Source organism: Musicola keenii, from assembly GCF_014855505.1.
Classification (GTDB): domain Bacteria; phylum Pseudomonadota; class Gammaproteobacteria; order Enterobacterales; family Enterobacteriaceae; genus Musicola; species Musicola paradisiaca.
Map to the genome: position 1 here is coordinate 63,802 of NZ_JAAWVW010000004.1, position 19,849 is coordinate 83,650.

The following is a 19,849-nucleotide window of genomic DNA, read 5'->3' on the forward strand; positions in this document are numbered from 1 at the left end:
GGTGAAACAAGATTCGCCTAGTTGTTAATAATAATTATTATCATTAAACAAAAATTAAAAACAAGATTATTAACAACAGCTGATTTACATAATTCTCACAATATAACTATGGCTATATCACTGTACTGGGTGAATGGAAGCCAGCCTGGTACACCCTCCCGTCGATAATGAATATTCCAGCACTGAGAACCACTAAGCAGGAAAAAAATAACGCTTTGAAATAAGATACAAGAATAAAATCATGCAGATTAATTCATTTCCGATCGCTAAAATAAATATAACTCAATATATTAATCATCGATTAAAAACCATAAAAAGCACATTTTATCAACAGCTATAAAATTAATCGCACAATATCATCCGTCAGTGAAACCTCTTTTCGTTATCCTCCTCAACGATCGCGCTTTAAATATGAGTCATGCGCCTACTGTTGAGGCGACAGGAAATAAAAAAGTCATGAAGACGTTATCGTCAGCGACGAAACATAGCGGCGACCTACCTCAATCATTCGGATTACCAGACCATCAGCCGACGCACTGAACAAGACAACACAACAAATCTTCAAAGCCAGGTTAAGTATGATGAGTCTCACGCGGTGATGCTGCGAGTCCGCACATTCGACGGCAACAGGTTTTTTACCAGACGGCGCAGAGATAAATCGCGGGTTTAATGTCATACAATTTTAGGGAGAATGCCGATAGATTAAACGGTTTTGAATAACCGCCAGGATGGCTGAAAAAATAACAAAATCTCATTATTATATCCTTAAATAAAAAATGATTTTTAAATAAACCCGAAACGAATTTATATTCTTATTTTTATTTTCGCTTTCCCTCAACCAACACTCAACCATGTTCACACAACGATTTTGTGACTCTTTTTTCTCATTATAATTTCCTGACTCGATACATCGCCAAATATTTTTCGACTTGCAATACCGAATATTCAGGAAATTATAATGAGCACTACATCGCCGCTGGCGCTTTTCTGCCAGCTTGTCACGGGTCATTTTCTATCAGAAAAAATCTGGCACAAAAATGATATTAAAACCAAATTCCTGTTGCGCTCGGCAACATTGCCATTGACTACCCGGCGACATCTGCAAAATATTTTGACTATCCCGGCAATGCGCACTGCGGTCAAAGCCAGGCCTATGCTGCCGACCAAAATACATCGCCCGTATTTACATGCGGGTATGTGTGCGACCGATCGCGTTGACGCCATCGGGCATCATTACCGGTTTATCGATACCATCGGCAATCCCTTTCTAAAACAGGCATTTCTCACCATGGGAGACCACTGTTTGACTCGTTTTTCCGGCAAAAACGACGAGATATTCTCGCTACTGTGCAGCATTTCCCGTTATGACAAAGAGGGCGAAACGACACTACGCATCCGCTTTAATGGTGTCATCCTCGCGTCGTTGTCATTCACGGTGATTCCCCATCAAAACGGGCACGCAATCATGATCGGCGGGCTGCAGGGAAAAGGACACGACGATACGCGGGAACGCACCAAAGAGGCGACCAAGGCCAGCTTCGGTCTGTTTCCCAAGCGTCTGCTGCTGGAATGTTTACTGACGCTAGCGGAAACGCTGAAGATTAATACGATCCTCGCCGTCGGCGATGGTAGCCATGTCTATCAGAACCTACGCTACTATTTCCGCAAAAAGAAAGTGCTGTTTGCCAGCTACAGTGACTTCTGGGCCGCCGTGAGCGCGGTTGAAATGCCGCAGCAGCTATACCGCATCCCAGCAGCAATCCCGAGAAAGAATATGGCAGACTTACCCAGCCGTAAGCGTTCGGAGTATCAACGCCGCTATCAGCTGCTGGATGACATTCAGAACCGGATACGCAACCTGAACCCTTACAGCAAAGACATCACCCCGTTCACACCGGCACCGACGTTCGACACGGGCGCATCGACACAGGAAGCGTTACCGGTATCGTTATAACCAGTCTGACGACATTTCCTGCAGGAACAGATAATCGGCGGCGGTCAGCGAACCGTCCGGAACACAGTCGTAAGCCACCGTATCAGGTTGGATCGCCGCGCTCCGGATGGCGGACAGCACCGAGTCCGAAAGCGTAGTCAGCCAGCATCCGCGAAATACCACGCCAAACGCCGTGCGTCCAGAGCCGTGTTGTTCGCCAGTCATCACCACCAGCCGCAGCTGTCCGGCGGCTTCCCCCAGGTACGGTGCCACCGCCGCTGCCGCAAAAATGCGCACGGTTTCATAGGCCATCAATCGATCGCTTCCGGCGGCGCCAGCCGCCAGCGAAGATTGCGCAATCAGTGCCAAAGGCGGCTGACCGCCAACGAAAGTGACCGGGAAGCGCCCCATACCTGGAATAAAAATAAAATCAACAGGATAACCCGTCACCAGACCAAAGACTTCTGACGGTGCAGTACAACGCATGACATTTCCTAACGGTTTATCGAATTTTCTTTATTGCACTTTATATTAAAAAAGTGCAATAACAGGCAATCAGAAAATCATGAATAAAAATTAATACGATGAAAAAAAAGATAAATTACCGCCACACCACGTACATGGGCATTGTTTTATATTGATAGATAAATCGGTCATACCCGATTACGCAGGTATAATGACGTATCCCTGATGCTGGCAGACACAATGATGACTCTTACTCCGCTACAGGCACGCATTGTGCGTGCGCTCATCACCCATATCCGTCGAGAAAAACTGGCGGTAGGGCATCACCTGGCCGAATCCGTACTGGCGCAAGCGCTGGGAACATCCCGCACCCCAGTCAAGCAGGTGATGCAATACCTGATGGAAAAAGGCGTGGTCATCTACGATCGCAATCGTGGTTTTTTTCTGGCGCAGCACGCGGAAGAATTGAGAGATTTGCTGACCGAGTTGCTGGATCAGGCGGAAGACCCGCTTTATCTGCAACTGGTCGAGTGGCGCGTCACCCGTCAGTTGCCGGAACAGTTTTCAGAAACGGAACTGCTGTTGCAATGGGATGTGAAGCGGCCGACGCTGCACAAAGCCTTACTGCGTTGTCAGCAGGAAGGATGGTTGGAACACCTGGCCGGGCAAGGATGGCGCTCGCTGCCGGTTATCGACTCGGTGGAAGCGTATGAAGAAAGCTTCGCCCTGCGGACTATCATTGAACCGGCAGCGCTGTTAACCGCCTCATTTCACATTGAACCACAGCAGTTGGCCGCCTGCCGTCAACAACAGGAATATCTGGCCGAAGAAGGGTATCTGACGATGACGCCGCTCGAAATGTTCGAAACCAACGCGGGTTTCCACGAACTGTTGGCGCAATGTTCAGGCAATCGCTTTCTGTTGCAAACCGTCAGACACCTGACGCGGCTGCGAAAACTCGTCGGGTTGGTGGAATACCGGCAGGAAAAATTTCGCCCGCAGCGCAAACACCATGCGCAGGAACATCTGCAAATCGTTCACTACCTGGAGCGCGGCGACAGGCTAAGCGCGGCCGACTTTATGCGGGTTCATCTGGAAAAAGCGCGGCGGCAAAAAGTTATTGCGGAACTGTTTGTCGCTCATCAGACGCCATAGCGGCAGACAGACTGTCGACGCACACCGAGCATCCCCGGCCGCGATTTTTAGCCTGATAAAGCGCCATATCCGCCGCTCTCATCCAGGCCCGGTGATCGGACATCTCCGCGCTAAACTGCACCAAACCGGCACTGATGCCGATGTGCAACAAGGGCGTATGATGCAACTGCGCACTTTCCAGGTACTCTCGCAGGCGCTCGACCACCAACCTCGCCTCATCCACCCGGGTTTCCGGAAACACAATGCCGAACTCATCACCGCCGAAGCGCCCGATGATATCCGCCTGTCGCAACGTCGATTTCAGACCGTTGCTCAGCAAAAGCAACGCATCGTCCCCGACATGGTGGCCGAAATTATCATTGATGGTTTTGAAGTGATCGACATCCAGCAATGCCAGCGTTGCCACACGCTGATAACGGGCACAGATGTCGAATTCGTTCTGCAGTAGTTGCTCCCAATGCTGGCGATTGTAAAGGCGGGTCATGCCATCATGGATACTCATCTCTTTAAGCCGCCGTTTGTGTTCGGCTAATTTCATCGCTGTACGATAAGTAACTAACCCGACGGAAATAGGATAAATAAACAACATGGGTAGGCAAAAATAGAGTTGTATCGTCGTGGTGGCGGTGTTGATGGGGCTCTGTATCAGCAACAAGAACACCGCGACACAAAGCGCCTGAACCCCCAGTCCTTGCAAGAAAAGCTTCAGACCGCCCGCAGCGATATTATTCATCCCCATCATCGACATAATCAGTACCGAAGGCAGACCATTCAACCCCATGACACCAATCCAGATCCCGCCAAATGCAGCATCTATCAGCAGGTTGCCATACTCCCTGCGCATCGGGTCTCTGGCGCGGGATGACACCTGGTAAGCGATGTGAGGCCAGAGGAAACCATGGGCGACCAACAGACCCCAGGCCCAGACGGGCAACTGTCGGCCATACAGCGCAGCTGCTACATAAAAGAATCCCAGACCCAGTCCAATCGCCCGAGGCATATATACACGCCGGGCAAATGCCAGCCCCGTTCGGCGACGTTCAGACTCTGCGTAAGTAATGGAGAATGACAACGTCATTCCATACTCCTTGTAGCGACCTTACGGTCAAAAATGGCCGGTTATTATTGCCGAAATTCCGACAATATAAAGCGATAGAGAGGGATATTTTTTATGACAAAAACATGCGTCGGCATGCAGAAATGCCGCCGGTAATGGCTCACCTCGTTAAAAAGTAGGTTATTTATCGCGTGTGCCGGGGATCGCATTGCAAGAAGGCAACAAGTGAGCCGACGAGCTCGCGCCCGTCAGTGATGAGGGTAAGCAACAAATCTGCCGATAGCCGATGTGAACACAGCGTACGACAGCCCCGCAAGAGCGAGAGCCCGGGATAGGCCAGGTATGTAACGTGAAGTATGAGGATGATAACCGCGGTATTCCGCCCGCATAAATTGCGGGCGGTTGCAAAATATCAATGACGGCCGTCATCAAAATGTTGATAGTGGAATCCGCCCGGCCCGCCATGACCACCGCCACCTCCACCAGGGCCGCCACCCGGCCCCCAGATTGGCGGGAAAAGACATCCGCTGAGAGAGGCTATCAACGCCAGTAAACCCGCCACCCTTACTACTTGTTTCATTATGAACCTCATTTGACTACTGTTTGGCTGGATCATAAGAACCCTACTGGGCGGCAACAAGACCATTATTCTTAAAAAGCTTATTATTTACAGCAAGTTATATTAATTACTTAATATTTCCAGAAAACGATCGCTATCTTTACACTTCGGCCGTAAAAAAGCCGGATAGCAATAACTATCCGGCTTTGCGATAGGGCAATCAGAAATGCAACAGGCGATTTATTCCAGCCATTCGGTATGGAATACGCCTTCCTTGTCGATACGTTTGTATGTGTGCGCCCCGAAGTAGTCACGCTGCGCCTGAATCAGGTTGGCAGGCAACACGGCGGAGCGGTAGCTGTCGTAATAGGCAATGGCTGCCGAGAAGGTCGGGGTAGGGATCCCCTGCTGAACGGCATAGGCGACCACGTCGCGCAGCGCCTGCTGATACTCATCGGCAATTCGGCGAAAATACGGCGCCAACAGCAGGTTGGCGATAGCCGCGTTCTCATTGTAGGCATCAGTGATTTTTTGCAGGAATTGAGCACGAATGATGCAGCCCGCCCGGAAAATCTTAGCGATTTCGCCGTAGTTCAGATCCCAATTGTTTTCATCGGAAGCCGCTTTTAACTGTGAAAACCCCTGGGCATAAGACACAATTTTGCCCAGATACAGCGCACGGCGGACTTTCTCAACAAACTCGGCCTTATCGCCCGCAAAAGCTTGCGCCGCCGGGCCACTCAGCACGCTGGAGGCAGCGACACGCTGCGATTTCAGCGACGACAGATAGCGCGCAAATACCGATTCAGTAATCAGCGACAGCGGTTCGCCCAGATCCAGCGAACTCTGGCTAGTCCATTTACCCGTCCCCTTGTTGGCGGCTTCATCCAGAATTACATCGACCAGGTAATTACCGTCTTCGTCTTTCTTAGTAAAGATATCTGCTGTAATTTCAATCAAATAGCTACTAAGTTCGCCTTTATTCCATTCAGAAAAAGTATCGGCCAATTGCACATTGCTGAGCCCCAACGCCTGTTTCAGCAAAGAATAGGCTTCTGCGATCAACTGCATATCACCGTATTCAATACCGTTGTGTACCATTTTTACATAATGGCCGGCACCGTCGGCGCCAATGTAGGTGACACAGGGTTCACCATCGGCGCGCGCGGCAATTTTTTCCAGAATCGGAGCGACCAGTTCATAAGCTTCTTTCTGCCCGCCCGGCATGATAGAAGGGCCTTTCAGCGCCCCCTCTTCACCACCGGAAACGCCAGTACCGATAAAATTGAAGCCTTCCGCAGACAGCTCGCGATTACGGCGAATAGTATCCTTGTAAAAGGTATTGCCGCCGTCAATCAGGATGTCGCCTTTTTCCAGATACGGTTTCAACGACTCGATAGTTTTATCGGTCGCTTCACCTGCTTTGACCATCAGCAGGATGCGGCGCGGTTTTTCCAGAGATTCAACAAATTCCTCAACGGTATAGCAAGGAACCAGCTTCTTGCCCGGATTCTCTGCAATAACTTCATCCGTCTTGTCGGTGGAACGGTTGAAAACAGAAACGGTATAACCGCGGCTTTCAATATTCAGGGCCAGATTGCGCCCCATCACCGCCATACCGACAACGCCAATTTGCTGTTTGGACATTCAAGCAACTCCTGTCTGAAGGGTAATCTATCTGCGATCCGCTTTCGCCGCAGACAATAAAAATCAGGGTGACATGGTACCCTAGCTCTCGCCGGGAGGGTAGTGATTGGTACCGTGACGCCGGGGCCGCCTTGTGGAATACCCCCACCCAGGCGATTTGTCGGGCAGAGTCCATAAAAAAAGCGAGGACTCCCGGGAGCCTCGCTTCAAAACGGATTGACGCGCCAGCCGCACTCGCTCAGAACGAAGGCGAGCGCTTATTTTGCCAACAACTGTTTGATATTGGCTTTAAAGTCTGCACCCAGCTCGGCATTACGCAGGCCATACGAAACAAACGCCTGAACATAGCCCATCTTTCTGCCGCAGTTGAAACTGCGTCCAGCCATCTGCACCGCATCCACCTGCTGAGTTTTGATCAGCTCGGCGATAGCATCGGTAAGTTGAATTCGCCCCCATGCTCCCGGCAGGATTTTTTCCAGAATCGGCCAGGCTTCCGCCGTCAGCACATAACGCCCTACCGCAGACAGATCAGACCCTTCAACCGGGGCCAGTTCTGGTTTTTCAATCATGGAAACAATCGCGGATGCGTCACCTTCCTGGGTTAGCGGAGACTGACATTCAATGATGGAATACTCCGGCAGCACTTCATATGGCCGGTGTTTGACCAGTACCTGGCTGTGGCCAGTCTCTTCAAAACGTGAAATCAGCTGGGCCAGATTATCTTTTGACTGATCAGCGGAATACTCATCCATCACGACGTCCGGCAACACCACCACAAACGGAGCATCGCCAACGATCGGCCGCGCACAGGAAACCGCATGCCCCAGCCCCAACGTTTGTCCCTGTCGAACATTCATGATAGTGACGCCAGGGGGACAAATCGATTTCACTTCCGCCAGCAATTGGCGTTTAGCACGCTCTTCCAGCAGGGATTCCAGCTCAAAGGAGGTATCAAAATGGTTTTCGATAGCATTTTTGGAGGCATGAGTCACCAACACGATTTCTTTGATACCGGCGTTGGCGCACTCGTTGACGATCTTTTCAATAACCGGTCGATCCACTAACGGCAGCATTTCTTTCGGAATTGCTTTAGTGACCGGCAATAAATTCATCCCCAAACCAGCAACGGGGATAATCGCTTTTAATGTTGTCATTTAATAGTCTCTCAAAAGCATGCAGCTAGCTGTTGCAGTGATGGGCAAGACCCCCCACCCGATAAGTACCGTACCTTACACCTAATCAGAACCAAAGAGATCGCGGGTATAAACTTTTTCTGCAACATCAGATAATTCTGTCGCCATGCGGTTGGAAAGAATCACATCGGACATCTGTTTGAACGTGTCCAGATCGCGAATAACGCGCGAGCGGAAGAATTCATCTTCTTTCAGCGACGGTTCATAGATCACCACATCAATCCCTTTCGCCTTGATGCGTTTCATAACCCCCTGGATAGCGGAGGCGCGGAAGTTGTCTGAACCGCTTTTCATTACCAGACGGTAGATGCCGACCACTTTAGGGTTGCGCCGAATCACCGAATCCGCAATAAAATCCTTGCGCGTAGTATTGGCATCGACAATCGCTCGGATCAGGTTATTCGGCACAGACTCATAGTTCGCCAACAGTTGTTTAGTGTCTTTCGGCAAACAATAACCGCCATAACCAAACGATGGGTTGTTGTAATGCTGACCGATGCGCGGATCCAACCCGACGCCTTCAATGATCTGTTTACTGTCCAGCCCCAGCGTCTGCGCATAGGTGTCCAATTCGTTGAAATACGCGACGCGCATTGCCAGATAGGTGTTGGCAAACAGTTTGATGGCTTCCGCTTCCGTTGGGTCGGTGAACAACACAGGAATATCCGTCTTAATCGCCCCTTGAACCAACAGCCCGGCGAATTTTTCCGCCCGCGACGAACGCTCGCCCACCACAATACGGGAAGGGTAGAGGTTGTCGTACAGTGCACGGCCTTCCCGCAGAAACTCCGGCGAAAAGATAATATTATCAATGCCGAATAACTCACGAACCTGCTGGATATACCCCACCGGGATGGTGGATTTAATCACCATCACCGCATCCGGATTGACCGCCAGCACGGTACGAATAACCGATTCCACCGAACCGGTATTGAAATAGTTGCTCTTCGGATCGTAATCGGTGGGTGTGGCGATAATAACGAAATCAGCGCCCTGGTAAGCCGATTCCGCATCAGTCGTGGCTCGAAAATTCAGTTCTGGCTTACGAAGATAAGCTTCAATTTCCTTGTCCACGATCGGTGAGATACCTTGATTAAGCATCTCTACTTTCTCGGCGACGATATCCACCGCCACCACTTCATTATGTTGAGCCAGCAGGATAGCGTTGGACAAACCAACATAGCCGGTACCTGCAATCGCAATTTTCATCATCGGGTTACATCATCCTATGTGGTACTCAAGGTACGCATCACACGAGCTACAGCGAGAGGAAAAACGCACATTCCCTGATGCTGCCGCTCTCTTCCGCCTGCATGTTATCAGGCGTGATAATACTCGCGATACCATTCGACAAACGCCCGAACCCCCTGCTCCACGCCAACTCTCGGGCGATAGCCGGTTACGGCGAACAGATCGTCGGTATCCGCGTAAGTCTGGTAAACATCGCCAGCTTGCATCGGCATGAAATTCTTGATGGTTTCGATACCCAATTCCCGCTCCAACGCAGTCACAAAGTCCATCAGCTTCACTGGTTGGCCGTTGCCGATATTATAAATGCGGTATGGTGCAGAACTGGTGGCGGGGGTTCCCTGCTCCACCGTCCAGGAGGGATCGCGCTGCGGGATCAAATCCGCGACGCTGATAACCCCATCGACAATATCGGTGACGTAGGTGAAATCACGCCACATGTCGCCGTGATTGTAGATATCGATACTTTCGCCAGCCAGGATAGCGCGGGTAAATTTGAACAGCGCCATATCCGGGCGCCCCCACGGCCCATAAACCGTGAAGAAACGTAACCCGGTCGTGGGAATGCCATACAGATGAGAATATGCGTGCGCCATCAATTCATTGGATTTTTTGGTGGCGGCATACAATGAAATCGGGTGATCGACGCTATCTCCGGTGGAAAATGGCGTTTTGCTATTCAAACCGTATACCGAACTGGAGGAGGCATAGACCAGATGGCCGACGCCGCTGTGGCGACACCCTTCCAGAATGTTCAGATGCCCGATGACATTACTCTCGGCGTACACCATCGGGTTTTCCAGCGAATAACGCACCCCGGCCTGAGCCGCCAGATGCACGACGCGATCGAATCGCTCCGCCGCGAATAGCGCCGCCACCGCCGGACTATCCGCAATATCCATACGTTCGAAGCGGAACCCGGGCAATTCTCTCAGGATAGCCAGCCGCGCTTCCTTGAGCGAAACATCATAATAACTATTGAGGCTATCAATCCCCACTACGTCATGGCCCGCATCGGACAATGACTGACACAAATGAAAGCCGATAAAACCGGCTGCTCCAGTAACAAGAAATTTCATGCGAAAACTCTTACAGTCAAACGGATGGCGCAGATAATAGCATCCGTCGTCTCAATTCAGAATCCACAACAGGCGAAAACACCGCATCACGCAGACGACGGTACATAATGGGTTAGGCAGCGAGACAGTCTCGCAACACGCTTGGTTGATATCCGTATCACCTGATACGCTATGCGGATATTAGGGTATACAAAAAGGTAAAACTGCCATATGGAATGGATCGCCGATCCAACAATCTGGGCTGGTCTGGCAACCCTCGTCGTGCTGGAACTGGTGTTGGGCATCGATAATCTGGTTTTTATCGCCATTCTTGCAGAGAAGCTCCCGGAAAAATCGCGTGATCGCGCCCGCGTCGTCGGCCTGCTGCTGGCATTGCTGATGCGTTTTGTCCTGCTTTCATCCATCGCCTGGCTGTCATCGTTGACGCAGCCGATTTTCAGCGTATACCACAACGCTTTCAGCGCCCGCGATCTCATCATGTTGATAGGAGGGCTATTTTTACTGTTCAAAGCCACAACCGAACTTAACGAACGGTTGGAAGGCAAAGACCAAAACCAACAGACCAACCGCAAAGGCGCACGCTTCTGGCCAGTCGTCGCACAAATTGTGGTGCTGGACGCTATTTTTTCGCTCGATTCGGTCATCACCGCCGTAGGTATGACCGAACACCTGCTGGTGATGATGGCCGCCGTCACTATCGCCATCAGCCTGATGTTGCTGGCCAGTAAACCGTTGACGCGCTTCGTCAACGCGCATCCCACCATCGTTATTCTGTGTCTGAGTTTCTTGCTGATGATCGGCTTCAGTCTGGTGGCTGATGCGTTTGGCTACCCGATACCCAAAGGCTACCTGTATGCCGCCATTGGCTTCTCGGTGATGATCGAGATGCTTAACCAGGTCGCCCAGTTCAACCGTCGCCGTTTTCTGTCTTCAGCCATGCCATTGCGTCAGCGCACGGCTGAAGCTGTACTGCGACTGTTGCGCGGCGAACCTGAAGACCAGGAACTGGACAAACCGGCATCCGACAAAACGGCCGAAAACAGCGGCGCCGTAAACCAGCAGGTTTTCAATCAGCAGGAACAGCGCATGATCGAGCGCGTACTTGGCATGTCGCAGCGCTCCGTCAGCAGTATCATGACCATTCGTCATGACATCGAACACATTGATATTCATACGCTTCCCGAACATTTTCCGATGTTGATGGAAAAAAACCAGCATACCCGTCTGGTCATCGTGGACGGCAGTCAATCCAACGAGCCGTTGGGCATCGTGCACGTCATCGACTTGTTGCGCCAACAATTACAGCAGCAGGCGCTGGATCTGCGCGCGCTGATCCGCCAGCCCCTGGTGTTTCCCGAACAATTGTCGTTACTGGCCGCGTTGGAGCAGTTTCGCGAAGCGCATACCCACTTTGCTTTCGTCGCCGACGAATTTGGCTCGGTGGAAGGTATCGTCACCCTAAGCGACGTGATGGAAACCATTGCCGGCAATCTGCCGCTGGAAGGCGAAGGGCTGGACGCCCGCCACGATATACAGGAAAACGATGACGGCTCACTGACGGCTAACGGCTACCTGCCGGTCGAGGACTTGCAGATGTACGTGCCGCTGAACTTGGATGAAAAGCGCGAATACCACACGCTGGCGGGTTTGCTGATGGAATATGCGCAGAAGATCCCTCAGGAGGGTGACGAGATACACATCGAAGGCACCCTGTTCAGGGTGCTGACGGTGGAAAGCCATCGTATCGTCAAGGTGCTGATCGTTCCCCGTAACGAGTCACTACCCGACTACGAAGTTTGAAACGCTCGTCGGCAGCGTTCCGAAGGTGGCGGTGGCAAAGCGCCCGCAGTATTACCCGTTGCGGGCGCCGATGAGCGCCAAGCCCGGCCCGCCACGCCAGACCGGGTACTCACACGCCAGTAGACGGATGCGGCCTAGCCTTTAGAAGGCTGTTGAACCCGCTCGGACCACTCGCCCAGACGTTTTTTCAACTCATCCTGTAAGCGCTTGCGCACCAGTTGATCCACCTGGAGCTGGTAATTCAAATTGCTGATATCACCGTATAAACGGAAAGGGATCGCCGTATCCTGTAGCATTTGCACCATTTGCTCATCGCCGGCCCATCCCTTCATCACCTTGACATCCAGATTGATATCGCACTGCTGAGCCGGCAAATCAAATTGACCAGACCCCGTCAACGCTAAAATGTCGGACTCGCCGGACACATCCTGCAACTGCAATTGACCACGGTTTAATACCGCCTGCGCACCGATACGCCGGATTTCGGTGAAACGGGAATAGCTATCCTGTCCCTGCACCCCGACATTATTACGCGCAACAGCCTGCTGAATCAGTTGTTGGATATTCAGCACCGGCAACCTCAACTGCTCAATCTGTACCGACCCTTTACCCCGCCATTGAGAAATCAATGCCGCCAGCGACAACGTATCACCGCTTACACTCCCTTGCAGACTGAGACGACCGCTCAGGCTATCCGGCAGCCCCAGGATATGCAGCACCTGCGACACCTCAATATTCTGCAACAGCGGCGAGACGATGATAGCCGGTACTCTGCCTATCTCCAGCGTTGCCGGCAACGAGAAGCGCCCATCACCCAACCGGCCACTAAAATCACTCACGTCAAGCTTGCCGCGCTGATTGTCGCCTTGCAGGTTGAACTGATCGACAGTGACGCCGCGATAGATCAGTTTATCCGCCGCCACCGCTACCCGGGCGCGGAAATCCCGCAACGCCTGATCAGATTCGGTGGTCTGCTCACGGGAAATGACCGGCGCCGCCGTCGTCTTGTCGACCTTGCCGACGTCCCCATCCGCGCCCGCTTTCTGGGTCAACCCCAGCAGCGTATCGACATCGAGTCGCTCCGACTTCAACGTCAACTGATAATCTGGAACCGCCCCCAACACCGCGCTGGCAGAGCCCACTAATGCACTGTTGTTGGCCGTCAGAGAAAATGCCCCGATCGTCACGCTTTCCGGCTGACGCTGATAATTCACCTGCATCGAACCCTGACCGCGGATCCCTTCCGGCGGGACGCCAGCCCCCTGCAACTGATAATCCAACGACTCGATATTCATCGCCACTTGCTGCGGGTAAGCCTGCATATCAAGCCGTGCTTTCATCGCGAAAGAGAGCTCTCGCTGATCGCGATTAATACGGCTGGAAAATGCCATTTGTACCTGACGCAGCCCGACGCTCTCCATCGTCAGATTGATATCCCGCACATTGATGGGGGGCGAATCGCCACGCTGAAACACCAGCAGGCTGTCGACAACCTCAACGCGGCCAAGATCAAAATGCCAGCGGCTGTCGGTTTCCGGTTCGGGCGAACCCGCCGGCGCGATCGGCACCGACGCGGCCTTTCGGGCTTCGCTCTCCGTCGTCAACCGCACCACGGCGTCTTTGAGCATGACCTGCCTGATTTCCAGCTGGTGCGACAGCAGCGGCCACAGCTTCACATCCAGCCGCATATTCTCCGCGCTGACGACCGGCGCGGCAGCGCCCGGCGCACTCAGCGACATACCGCCAGATAGGATGCTCAGTTGCGGCCAGACGTGCCAACGCAGCTCGCCCGACAGCGTCAGCCGGTATCCGGTTCTCGCTTCCACCTGACGCACCATATAATCCCGAAAATCATTCGGGTTTATCAGCAACACCAAGGCGGACATCCCCGCCGCCAGCACCACCAGCAAAATAATCAGGGCGGTAAATAATCTTCTCATGCCATCCTCATCATCGACGCGAACCGACGCCGGCTAGTCTTTATCTATCCGGCTGGCTACCGCGCCCTGCTGATCGCGATATTTGGCGTCCTCGCGACGGTTATAGGGACGAGCCGCCGAGCCGGACAAAGGTTCGAAACTCAACGCGCCGATCATCATGCCCGGACGCAGCGCCAGCGGCAGTTTGCCTGAATTATAGAACTCCAGCACAATGCACCCCTGCCAGCCCGGATCGATACGATGCGCAGTAACGTGCACCATCAACCCCAACCGCGCCAGCGAAGAACGCCCATCCAGCCAGCCGACCAGATTGTCCGGCAACGTTACCGACTCCAGCGTCACCGCCAGCGCCAGTTCGCCGGGATGCAGGAAAAAGGCTTCACCTTCCGGCAGATTGATTTCATCGCTCATCACACGGTCAAGCGCGGCGCTGACTTCGTCTTTCGGGCCGCTCAGATCGATGAACGGCGCGGTATGCCCACGAAACACCCGAAACTGGTTGCCCAAACGCACATCCACGGTCGCACCGTTAATCCGCTCCGCGGGTGGGCGGGGGGTTATCGCCAGGAGACCTTCATCCAGCCACTTTTCTATGTCACGGTCACACAGTCTCATCATCTTTTCCCTTCGATTTCGGCAGGTGATAAAACTGCCACAGCAGGCGGGTAAATGCCATGCCGGCGCACCCGCACAACAGATTATTCAAAGAATTGGCTGATTTTCGCCTTCAGAATATCAATCGCGATACGGTTCTTGCCCCCGCGCGGCACGATAATATCCGCATACTGTTTTGACGGTTCGATGAACTGCAAAAACATCGGCCGCACGGTTTTCTGATACTGCTCCATAACGGAATCCATTGAACGGCCACGTTCATTCACATCACGGCGCATACGGCGCATCAGACAAATATCCAGCGGTGTATCGACAAAGATCGAGAAATTCAGCTCTTCGCGCAGACGGGCGTCAGTCAGTAGCAGAATGCCTTCCAGAATAATCACTTTCTTCGGCGCCAAATGCACCGTCTCCGTCAGGCGCGTGTGTTCAACGTAACTGTACTGCGGCAGCGCGATAGGTTCGCCGGCCTTAAGGCGCTGTAAATGTTGCAGCAGCAGGCTGTGATCCATGGCATTAGGGTGGTCGTAGTTGGTTTTGACCCGTTCGCTCATGGTCAGATGGGATTGATCTTTGTAATAACTGTCTTCCGGAATAACGCCGATATGCTCGTCGCCCACCTGATCACGCAGCTCGCGATAGAGGGTACTGGCAATAAGGCTTTTTCCGGACGCGGAAGCGCCGGCAATCCCGATAATGACACACTGGCGAGACTTATCAGTCATGACGATAACGACCTGATTAACAAATAAAGAATTAAGGAGGGAAGCGCCCGGGCTTCAACACCGAGGGGCTGAACGCGGCAATTATAGGGAGTTACCACACAACGCGCCAGCATTACGCGGAATCACGGAGGTAAAGTCTGGGAAAACGTCGAAACACCGTTCTGTCCGGCAGAGGTGCCGAAATCAATAACGCCGGCGGTTGCCGGCGTCGTCTGAGCGTCAGCGTCAAACCGCCCGGAAAGCAATTTCAGTGGGAATGACTTCGCCCTGCCAGTAAAGCTGAGCGGCCACCTGCCCCGCCAGTTCGCGATATAGCGAGGTAAACTCACTCTCCGGCTTACTGACGACCGTCGGCTCGCCGCGGTCGAGATCCTCACGCAGCGAGATATGCAACGGCAGTTGCCCCAGCAAAGCGCAATGGTATTTTTCCGCCAATTTCTGCGCGCCACCGGTACCGAAAATCGGCTCCAGATGACCGCAGTTGCTGCAGATATGCACGCTCATGTTCTCCACGATGCCCAGCACCGGCACCTTGACCTTTTCAAACATGACGATGCCCTTCATCGCATCCACCAGCGCGATGTCCTGCGGCGTAGTGACGACCACCGCACCCGTGACCGGCACGTTTTGCGCCAGCGTCAGTTGAATGTCGCCGGTGCCCGGCGGCATATCCAGCACCAGGTAATCCAATTCGGGCCACAACGTATCTTGCAATAGCTGCAGCAACGCTTTGCTGGCCATCGGCCCGCGCCACACCATGGCGTTATCGTCAGTCACCAGATAGCCGATCGAGTTGGTCGCCAGGCCGTGCGCCACGATCGGCGCCATATGCTGCCCATCCGGCGAGGTGGGCCGCTCGCTGGCCGCGCCCAGCATGGTGGGAATGGACGGCCCGTAGATATCGGCATCCAGAATTCCCACGCTGGCGCCTTCCGCGGCCAGCGCCAGCGCCAGATTCACCGCCGTACTGGATTTACCGACGCCGCCTTTGCCGGAGCTGACGGCAATAATGTTTTTAACGCCCTTCACGCCGGGCTGGTCATTGGCGCGCCGCAGTGTGGCGATATTGTGGGTCAGACGCCACTCGACTTCACGCGCGCCGGTCAGGCGCAGCAACTCTTCACTCACGGTGTCTTTCAACACCGTCAGCCCGCCCAGCCAGACAAACGGCATGGTCAATTCAATATGCAGAACGCCGTCCAGCAATGCGCAATGGTGCAGCGCGTTGAGGGCGGTCAGATTGTTTTTCAGCGTCGGGTGCTTAAATGTAGACAGGACGCCATTCACGATGGCGCGCAATGCATCGGGGTTTTGCGCAGGGAGTTTCTCGTTCATCCCGGCTCCTTGAAGTTGAATAATAATGTCGTCAATGCCGCCATAGCATAACAGAACGCCACACAACCGGTGTACCTGAGAGCAAAAACCGTGCCCGCACCGACAAACATGCTTTTATTGACCAGGGGGAGCACCAAGGTTTACGCCCCAAGGCGCGATGGGGTAACATCAGCACTCCTTCTTATTCACCCAACAACATGCAAGTTCCCCACTATGACTCAAGTCGCAAGAAAAATTTTGGTAACGTGCGCGCTGCCTTACGCTAACGGTCCGATTCACCTTGGCCACATGCTCGAACACATTCAGGCGGATATCTGGGTCCGTTACCAGCGAATGCGCGGCAACCAGGTTCACTTCATCTGTGCGGACGACGCACACGGCACGCCGATCATGCTGAAAGCTCAGCAGATGGGGCTGGCGCCGGAGCAGATGATTGAACAGGTGAGTCAGGAACATCAGCGGGATTTTACCGGTTTCGATATCAGTTTCGACAACTATCACTCCACGCACAGCGAAGAAAACCGCGAGCTGTCCGGGCTGATTTACTGTCGTCTGAAAGAAAATGGCTTTATCAAGAGCCGCACGATTTCCCAGTTGTTCGACCCGGAAAAAAGCATGTTCCTACCGGATCGCTTTGTAAAAGGCACCTGCCCGAAATGCAAAGCGCCGGATCAGTACGGCGACAACTGCGAGGTGTGCGGCGCGACCTACAGCCCCACCGAACTTATCGACCCGAAATCCGCCGTTTCCGGTGCTACGCCGGTGATGCGCGACTCCGAACACTTCTTCTTCGACCTGCCGGCCTTCAGCGACATGCTGCAAGGCTGGACTCGCTCCGGCGCATTACAAGAGCAGGTCGCCAACAAGATGCAAGAGTGGTTCGACGCCGGTCTGCAACAGTGGGACATCTCACGCGACGCGCCCTATTTCGGCTTTGAAGTGCCGGATGCGCCGGGCAAATACTTCTACGTTTGGCTGGATGCGCCGATCGGTTACATGGGGTCGTTCAAAAACCTGTGCGACAAACGCGGCGACCTCCATTTCGACGAGTTCTGGAACAAGGACTCCACCACCGATCTTTACCACTTCATCGGCAAAGACATCGTCTACTTCCACAGCCTGTTCTGGCCGGCCATGCTGGAAGGCAGCGGTTTCCGCAAACCGACCAACCTGTTCGTGCACGGTTACGTCACAGTCAACGGCGCCAAGATGTCCAAATCCCGCGGCACCTTTATCAAGGCGGAAACCTACCTGAAACACCTGGATGCCGACTGCCTGCGTTACTACTACGCTGCCAAGCTGTCGTCCCGTATCGACGACATCGACCTCAATCTGGAAGACTTCATCCAGCGCGTCAACGCAGACATCGTCAACAAAGTGGTCAATCTGGCCTCGCGCAACGCCGGCTTCATCAACAAACGTTTTGCCGGCAAGCTGGCGGATAACATCGCCGACCCGGCGCTGTACCAGACGTTTATCGAGGCAGCGCAAACCATCGCCGATGCCTATGACAGCCGTGAATCTGGCAAGGCTGTCCGTGAAATCATGGCGCTGGCCGATTTGGCCAACCGGTATGTGGACGAACAGGCACCGTGGGTGGTGGCGAAAGAAGAAGGCCGCGATGCCGACCTGCAATCCATCTGCTCTATGGGCATCCACCTGTTCCGCGTACTGATGACCTACCTGAAACCGGTGTTGCCGGCACTGGCCGCACGCGCCGAAGCTTTCCTGAACGCGGAACTGCGTTGGGATACGCTGGCGCAACCGCTCAACGGCCATACCGTCAACGCATTCAAGGCGTTGTTTAATCGCATCGACAGCGCCCAAGTGCAGAATATGGTCGACGCCTCGAAAGAAGAAGCCGCGGCGGCGGCGGCCAAGCCAGTCAGCGGGCCGTTAGCGGACGCGCCGATTCAGGGCACCATCGACTTTGCCGACTTCGACAAAGTCGATATGCGCGTGGCGCGTATCGAGAACGCCGATCTGGTGGAGGGCTCCGACAAGCTGCTGCGTCTGACACTGGATTTAGGCGGCGAAACCCGCCAGGTATTCTCCGGCATCCGCGCCGCCTACCCGGATCCAGCGGCGCTGATCGGCCGTCTGACCATCATGGTCGCCAATCTGGCGCCGCGCAAAATGCGTTTCGGTGTATCCGAAGGTATGGTGATGGCGGCAGGCCCCGGCGGGAAAGACATTTTCCTGCTGAGCCCCGACAGCGGTGCCCAGCCTGGCATGCAGGTAAAATAAGGCATTACATCGGGCCGGTACTGTCCGGCCCGCATTCCTCGGCCCGTTTTTCTCCGCCCCACATGATAGCGCTGCCCGCCCCGCCGCCCCCGGTTGACACCTCCGACCATGTCGGTATTCGGATAAACGGCATAGCACTTCTACCGCCGCCGTGATAAACAGTACCTCGTCGTGATTATCACGCCACGCACTTAGCTGCGTGCGCTGTTGGCCTGCACCTTCACGTTGTGCGTGATGATCCGACACCTATCATCGATCATGGAGGAATATCGAATGTCCCGTATGACCCCGTTGCTGCTAGGCGCAGCGCTGCTTACCGTCACCGCGCCGGCGATGGCGTCCAACGCATTGAAAAGCACCGATGCCGTGATCACTGCCCTGACTCAAGGGCGCAGTGTGAATGTCACTATCGATTTGTCCGCCTGTACACCACAAGAGGGTACCCCAGCCAGCAAAACCCGCGGCGGGCTACAGATCAGCGCCTATCGTCTGATTGATAACGGTACGCTGTCATTCAGCGATGAACATTTCACCGTTGCCAACGATGGCACGCCGATTCAGCAATTCATGCGGTATCAGTTGCTGCCGGACAATACCATCCGCTTCACGACCTTTATGTTTAACCTGCCCAGCCTGCAACCGCGTGGCAACACCCTGAGTTACCAATGCAAACTCGGTCAGGATATCGGCTTTTTCGTGCAATAAGTCTTAGCCTGTGCGCCCAACCGGCCAGGTCGGGCGCATTTATTTCGTCTCGCCTCCCGCAGGCCGCCAGTCCATCTATCACATTGAACGAAAAGTTATAAGCTAAGCCCAAAAGGCATAATCCGTCCCCTTTCCACACTGCGCAG

Annotated in this window: 16 protein-coding genes; 5 read left to right on the plus strand and 11 right to left on the minus strand. The window is 53.6% G+C overall.

Annotation, left to right across the window (positions count from 1 at the left end; all coding sequences use genetic code 11):
• Positions 1 to 958: 958 nt before the first annotated feature.
• Positions 959 to 1,954 (plus strand): VirK/YbjX family protein, encoded by a 996-nt coding sequence (locus HEP82_RS05405; RefSeq protein ID WP_192457157.1) that lies wholly within the window; start codon positions 959 to 961, stop codon positions 1,952 to 1,954.
• Here the strand turns inward: HEP82_RS05405 and HEP82_RS05410 are convergent.
• Positions 1,949 to 2,419, minus strand: a complete 471-nt coding sequence (locus tag HEP82_RS05410) for a hypothetical protein (RefSeq protein ID WP_192457158.1) — start codon at positions 2,417 to 2,419, stop codon at positions 1,949 to 1,951. The genes HEP82_RS05405 and HEP82_RS05410 overlap by 6 nt on opposite strands.
• 219 nt (positions 2,420 to 2,638) lie before the next feature.
• Here HEP82_RS05410 and HEP82_RS05415 point away from each other — a divergent pair, with 219 nt between their 5' ends.
• Positions 2,639 to 3,553, plus strand: coding sequence for a GntR family transcriptional regulator (locus tag HEP82_RS05415; RefSeq protein WP_192457159.1), 915 nt, complete (start codon positions 2,639 to 2,641; stop codon positions 3,551 to 3,553).
• On the opposite strand, the gene HEP82_RS05420 is transcribed toward HEP82_RS05415, so the two are convergent.
• The 6 genes from HEP82_RS05420 to HEP82_RS05445 all read right to left on the minus strand — a co-directional run bounded on the left by HEP82_RS05420 (position 3,516) and on the right by HEP82_RS05445 (position 10,336).
• Positions 3,516 to 4,631: a diguanylate cyclase gene (locus tag HEP82_RS05420; protein ID WP_192457160.1), complete on the minus strand. Its 1,116-nt coding sequence runs from the start codon at positions 4,629 to 4,631 to the stop codon at positions 3,516 to 3,518. The two genes, HEP82_RS05415 and HEP82_RS05420, sit on opposite strands and share 38 nt — an antisense overlap.
• A 391-nt stretch (positions 4,632 to 5,022) precedes the next feature.
• Positions 5,023 to 5,190, minus strand: a complete 168-nt coding sequence (locus HEP82_RS05425) for a hypothetical protein (protein WP_192457161.1) — start codon at positions 5,188 to 5,190, stop codon at positions 5,023 to 5,025.
• Positions 5,191 to 5,409: 219 nt separating this feature from the next.
• On the minus strand, positions 5,410 to 6,816 hold the full coding sequence (gene gndA / locus HEP82_RS05430) for an NADP-dependent phosphogluconate dehydrogenase (RefSeq protein ID WP_192457162.1): 1,407 nt from the start codon (positions 6,814 to 6,816) through the stop codon (positions 5,410 to 5,412).
• Positions 6,817 to 7,073: 257 nt separating this feature from the next.
• Complete coding sequence (locus HEP82_RS05435) at positions 7,074 to 7,970, minus strand: sugar phosphate nucleotidyltransferase (RefSeq protein WP_192457163.1); 897 nt, start codon at positions 7,968 to 7,970, stop codon at positions 7,074 to 7,076.
• Between the two features lie 81 nt (positions 7,971 to 8,051).
• Positions 8,052 to 9,218 carry a nucleotide sugar dehydrogenase gene (locus tag HEP82_RS05440; RefSeq protein ID WP_192457329.1) on the minus strand — a complete coding sequence of 389 codons (1,167 nt, stop codon included), beginning with the start codon at positions 9,216 to 9,218 and terminating at the stop codon, positions 8,052 to 8,054.
• Positions 9,219 to 9,328: 110 nt separating this feature from the next.
• The gene (locus HEP82_RS05445) at positions 9,329 to 10,336 is read right to left on the minus strand and encodes an NAD-dependent epimerase (RefSeq protein WP_192457164.1); all 1,008 of its coding nucleotides are present in this window, start codon (positions 10,334 to 10,336) and stop codon (positions 9,329 to 9,331) included.
• A 210-nt stretch (positions 10,337 to 10,546) separates the two neighbouring features.
• Here HEP82_RS05445 and HEP82_RS05450 point away from each other — a divergent pair, with 210 nt between their 5' ends.
• Positions 10,547 to 12,136, plus strand: a complete 1,590-nt coding sequence (locus HEP82_RS05450) for a TerC family protein (protein WP_192457165.1) — start codon at positions 10,547 to 10,549, stop codon at positions 12,134 to 12,136.
• Positions 12,137 to 12,270: 134 nt separating this feature from the next.
• On the opposite strand, the gene asmA is transcribed toward HEP82_RS05450, so the two are convergent.
• From asmA to apbC, 4 genes are all read right to left on the minus strand, one after another.
• Positions 12,271 to 14,076 carry an outer membrane assembly protein AsmA gene (gene asmA, locus HEP82_RS05455; protein WP_192457166.1) on the minus strand — a complete coding sequence of 602 codons (1,806 nt, stop codon included), beginning with the start codon at positions 14,074 to 14,076 and terminating at the stop codon, positions 12,271 to 12,273.
• A gap of 33 nt (positions 14,077 to 14,109) precedes the next feature.
• Positions 14,110 to 14,691, minus strand: coding sequence for a dCTP deaminase (gene dcd, locus HEP82_RS05460; protein ID WP_192457330.1), 582 nt, complete (start codon positions 14,689 to 14,691; stop codon positions 14,110 to 14,112).
• Between the two features lie 83 nt (positions 14,692 to 14,774).
• Positions 14,775 to 15,416: a uridine kinase gene (gene udk / locus HEP82_RS05465; RefSeq protein ID WP_012764818.1), complete on the minus strand. Its 642-nt coding sequence runs from the start codon at positions 15,414 to 15,416 to the stop codon at positions 14,775 to 14,777.
• A 225-nt stretch (positions 15,417 to 15,641) separates the two neighbouring features.
• The gene (gene apbC, locus HEP82_RS05470) at positions 15,642 to 16,751 is read right to left on the minus strand and encodes an iron-sulfur cluster carrier protein ApbC (protein WP_012764817.1); all 1,110 of its coding nucleotides are present in this window, start codon (positions 16,749 to 16,751) and stop codon (positions 15,642 to 15,644) included.
• Positions 16,752 to 16,964: 213 nt separating this feature from the next.
• On the opposite strand from apbC, the gene metG reads away from it, so the two are divergent.
• Positions 16,965 to 18,998, plus strand: a complete 2,034-nt coding sequence (gene metG / locus HEP82_RS05475) for a methionine--tRNA ligase (protein WP_192457167.1) — start codon at positions 16,965 to 16,967, stop codon at positions 18,996 to 18,998.
• Positions 18,999 to 19,271: 273 nt separating this feature from the next.
• Positions 19,272 to 19,703, plus strand: a complete 432-nt coding sequence (locus HEP82_RS05480; protein WP_192457168.1) for a VirK family protein — start codon at positions 19,272 to 19,274, stop codon at positions 19,701 to 19,703.
• The last annotated feature ends 146 nt before the right edge of the window (positions 19,704 to 19,849 follow it).

Excerpts from the sequence above, each read along its gene's own strand:
- HEP82_RS05405 (WP_192457157.1), top strand. The coding sequence starts at position 959 with ATGAGCACTACATCGCCGCTGGCGCTTTTCTGCCAGCTTGTCACGGGT.
- HEP82_RS05410 (WP_192457158.1), bottom strand. The coding sequence starts at position 2,419 with ATGCGTTGTACTGCACCGTCAGAAGTCTTTGGTCTGGTGACGGGTTAT.
- HEP82_RS05415 (WP_192457159.1), top strand. The coding sequence starts at position 2,639 with ATGATGACTCTTACTCCGCTACAGGCACGCATTGTGCGTGCGCTCATC.
- HEP82_RS05420 (WP_192457160.1), bottom strand. The coding sequence starts at position 4,631 with ATGACGTTGTCATTCTCCATTACTTACGCAGAGTCTGAACGTCGCCGA.
- HEP82_RS05425 (WP_192457161.1), bottom strand. The coding sequence starts at position 5,190 with ATGAAACAAGTAGTAAGGGTGGCGGGTTTACTGGCGTTGATAGCCTCT.
- gndA (WP_192457162.1), bottom strand. The coding sequence starts at position 6,816 with ATGTCCAAACAGCAAATTGGCGTTGTCGGTATGGCGGTGATGGGGCGC.
- HEP82_RS05435 (WP_192457163.1), bottom strand. The coding sequence starts at position 7,970 with ATGACAACATTAAAAGCGATTATCCCCGTTGCTGGTTTGGGGATGAAT.
- HEP82_RS05440 (WP_192457329.1), bottom strand. The coding sequence starts at position 9,218 with ATGAAAATTGCGATTGCAGGTACCGGCTATGTTGGTTTGTCCAACGCT.
- HEP82_RS05445 (WP_192457164.1), bottom strand. The coding sequence starts at position 10,336 with ATGAAATTTCTTGTTACTGGAGCAGCCGGTTTTATCGGCTTTCATTTG.
- HEP82_RS05450 (WP_192457165.1), top strand. The coding sequence starts at position 10,547 with ATGGAATGGATCGCCGATCCAACAATCTGGGCTGGTCTGGCAACCCTC.
- asmA (WP_192457166.1), bottom strand. The coding sequence starts at position 14,076 with ATGAGAAGATTATTTACCGCCCTGATTATTTTGCTGGTGGTGCTGGCG.
- dcd (WP_192457330.1), bottom strand. The coding sequence starts at position 14,691 with ATGAGACTGTGTGACCGTGACATAGAAAAGTGGCTGGATGAAGGTCTC.
- udk (WP_012764818.1), bottom strand. The coding sequence starts at position 15,416 with ATGACTGATAAGTCTCGCCAGTGTGTCATTATCGGGATTGCCGGCGCT.
- apbC (WP_012764817.1), bottom strand. The coding sequence starts at position 16,751 with ATGAACGAGAAACTCCCTGCGCAAAACCCCGATGCATTGCGCGCCATC.
- metG (WP_192457167.1), top strand. The coding sequence starts at position 16,965 with ATGACTCAAGTCGCAAGAAAAATTTTGGTAACGTGCGCGCTGCCTTAC.
- HEP82_RS05480 (WP_192457168.1), top strand. The coding sequence starts at position 19,272 with ATGTCCCGTATGACCCCGTTGCTGCTAGGCGCAGCGCTGCTTACCGTC.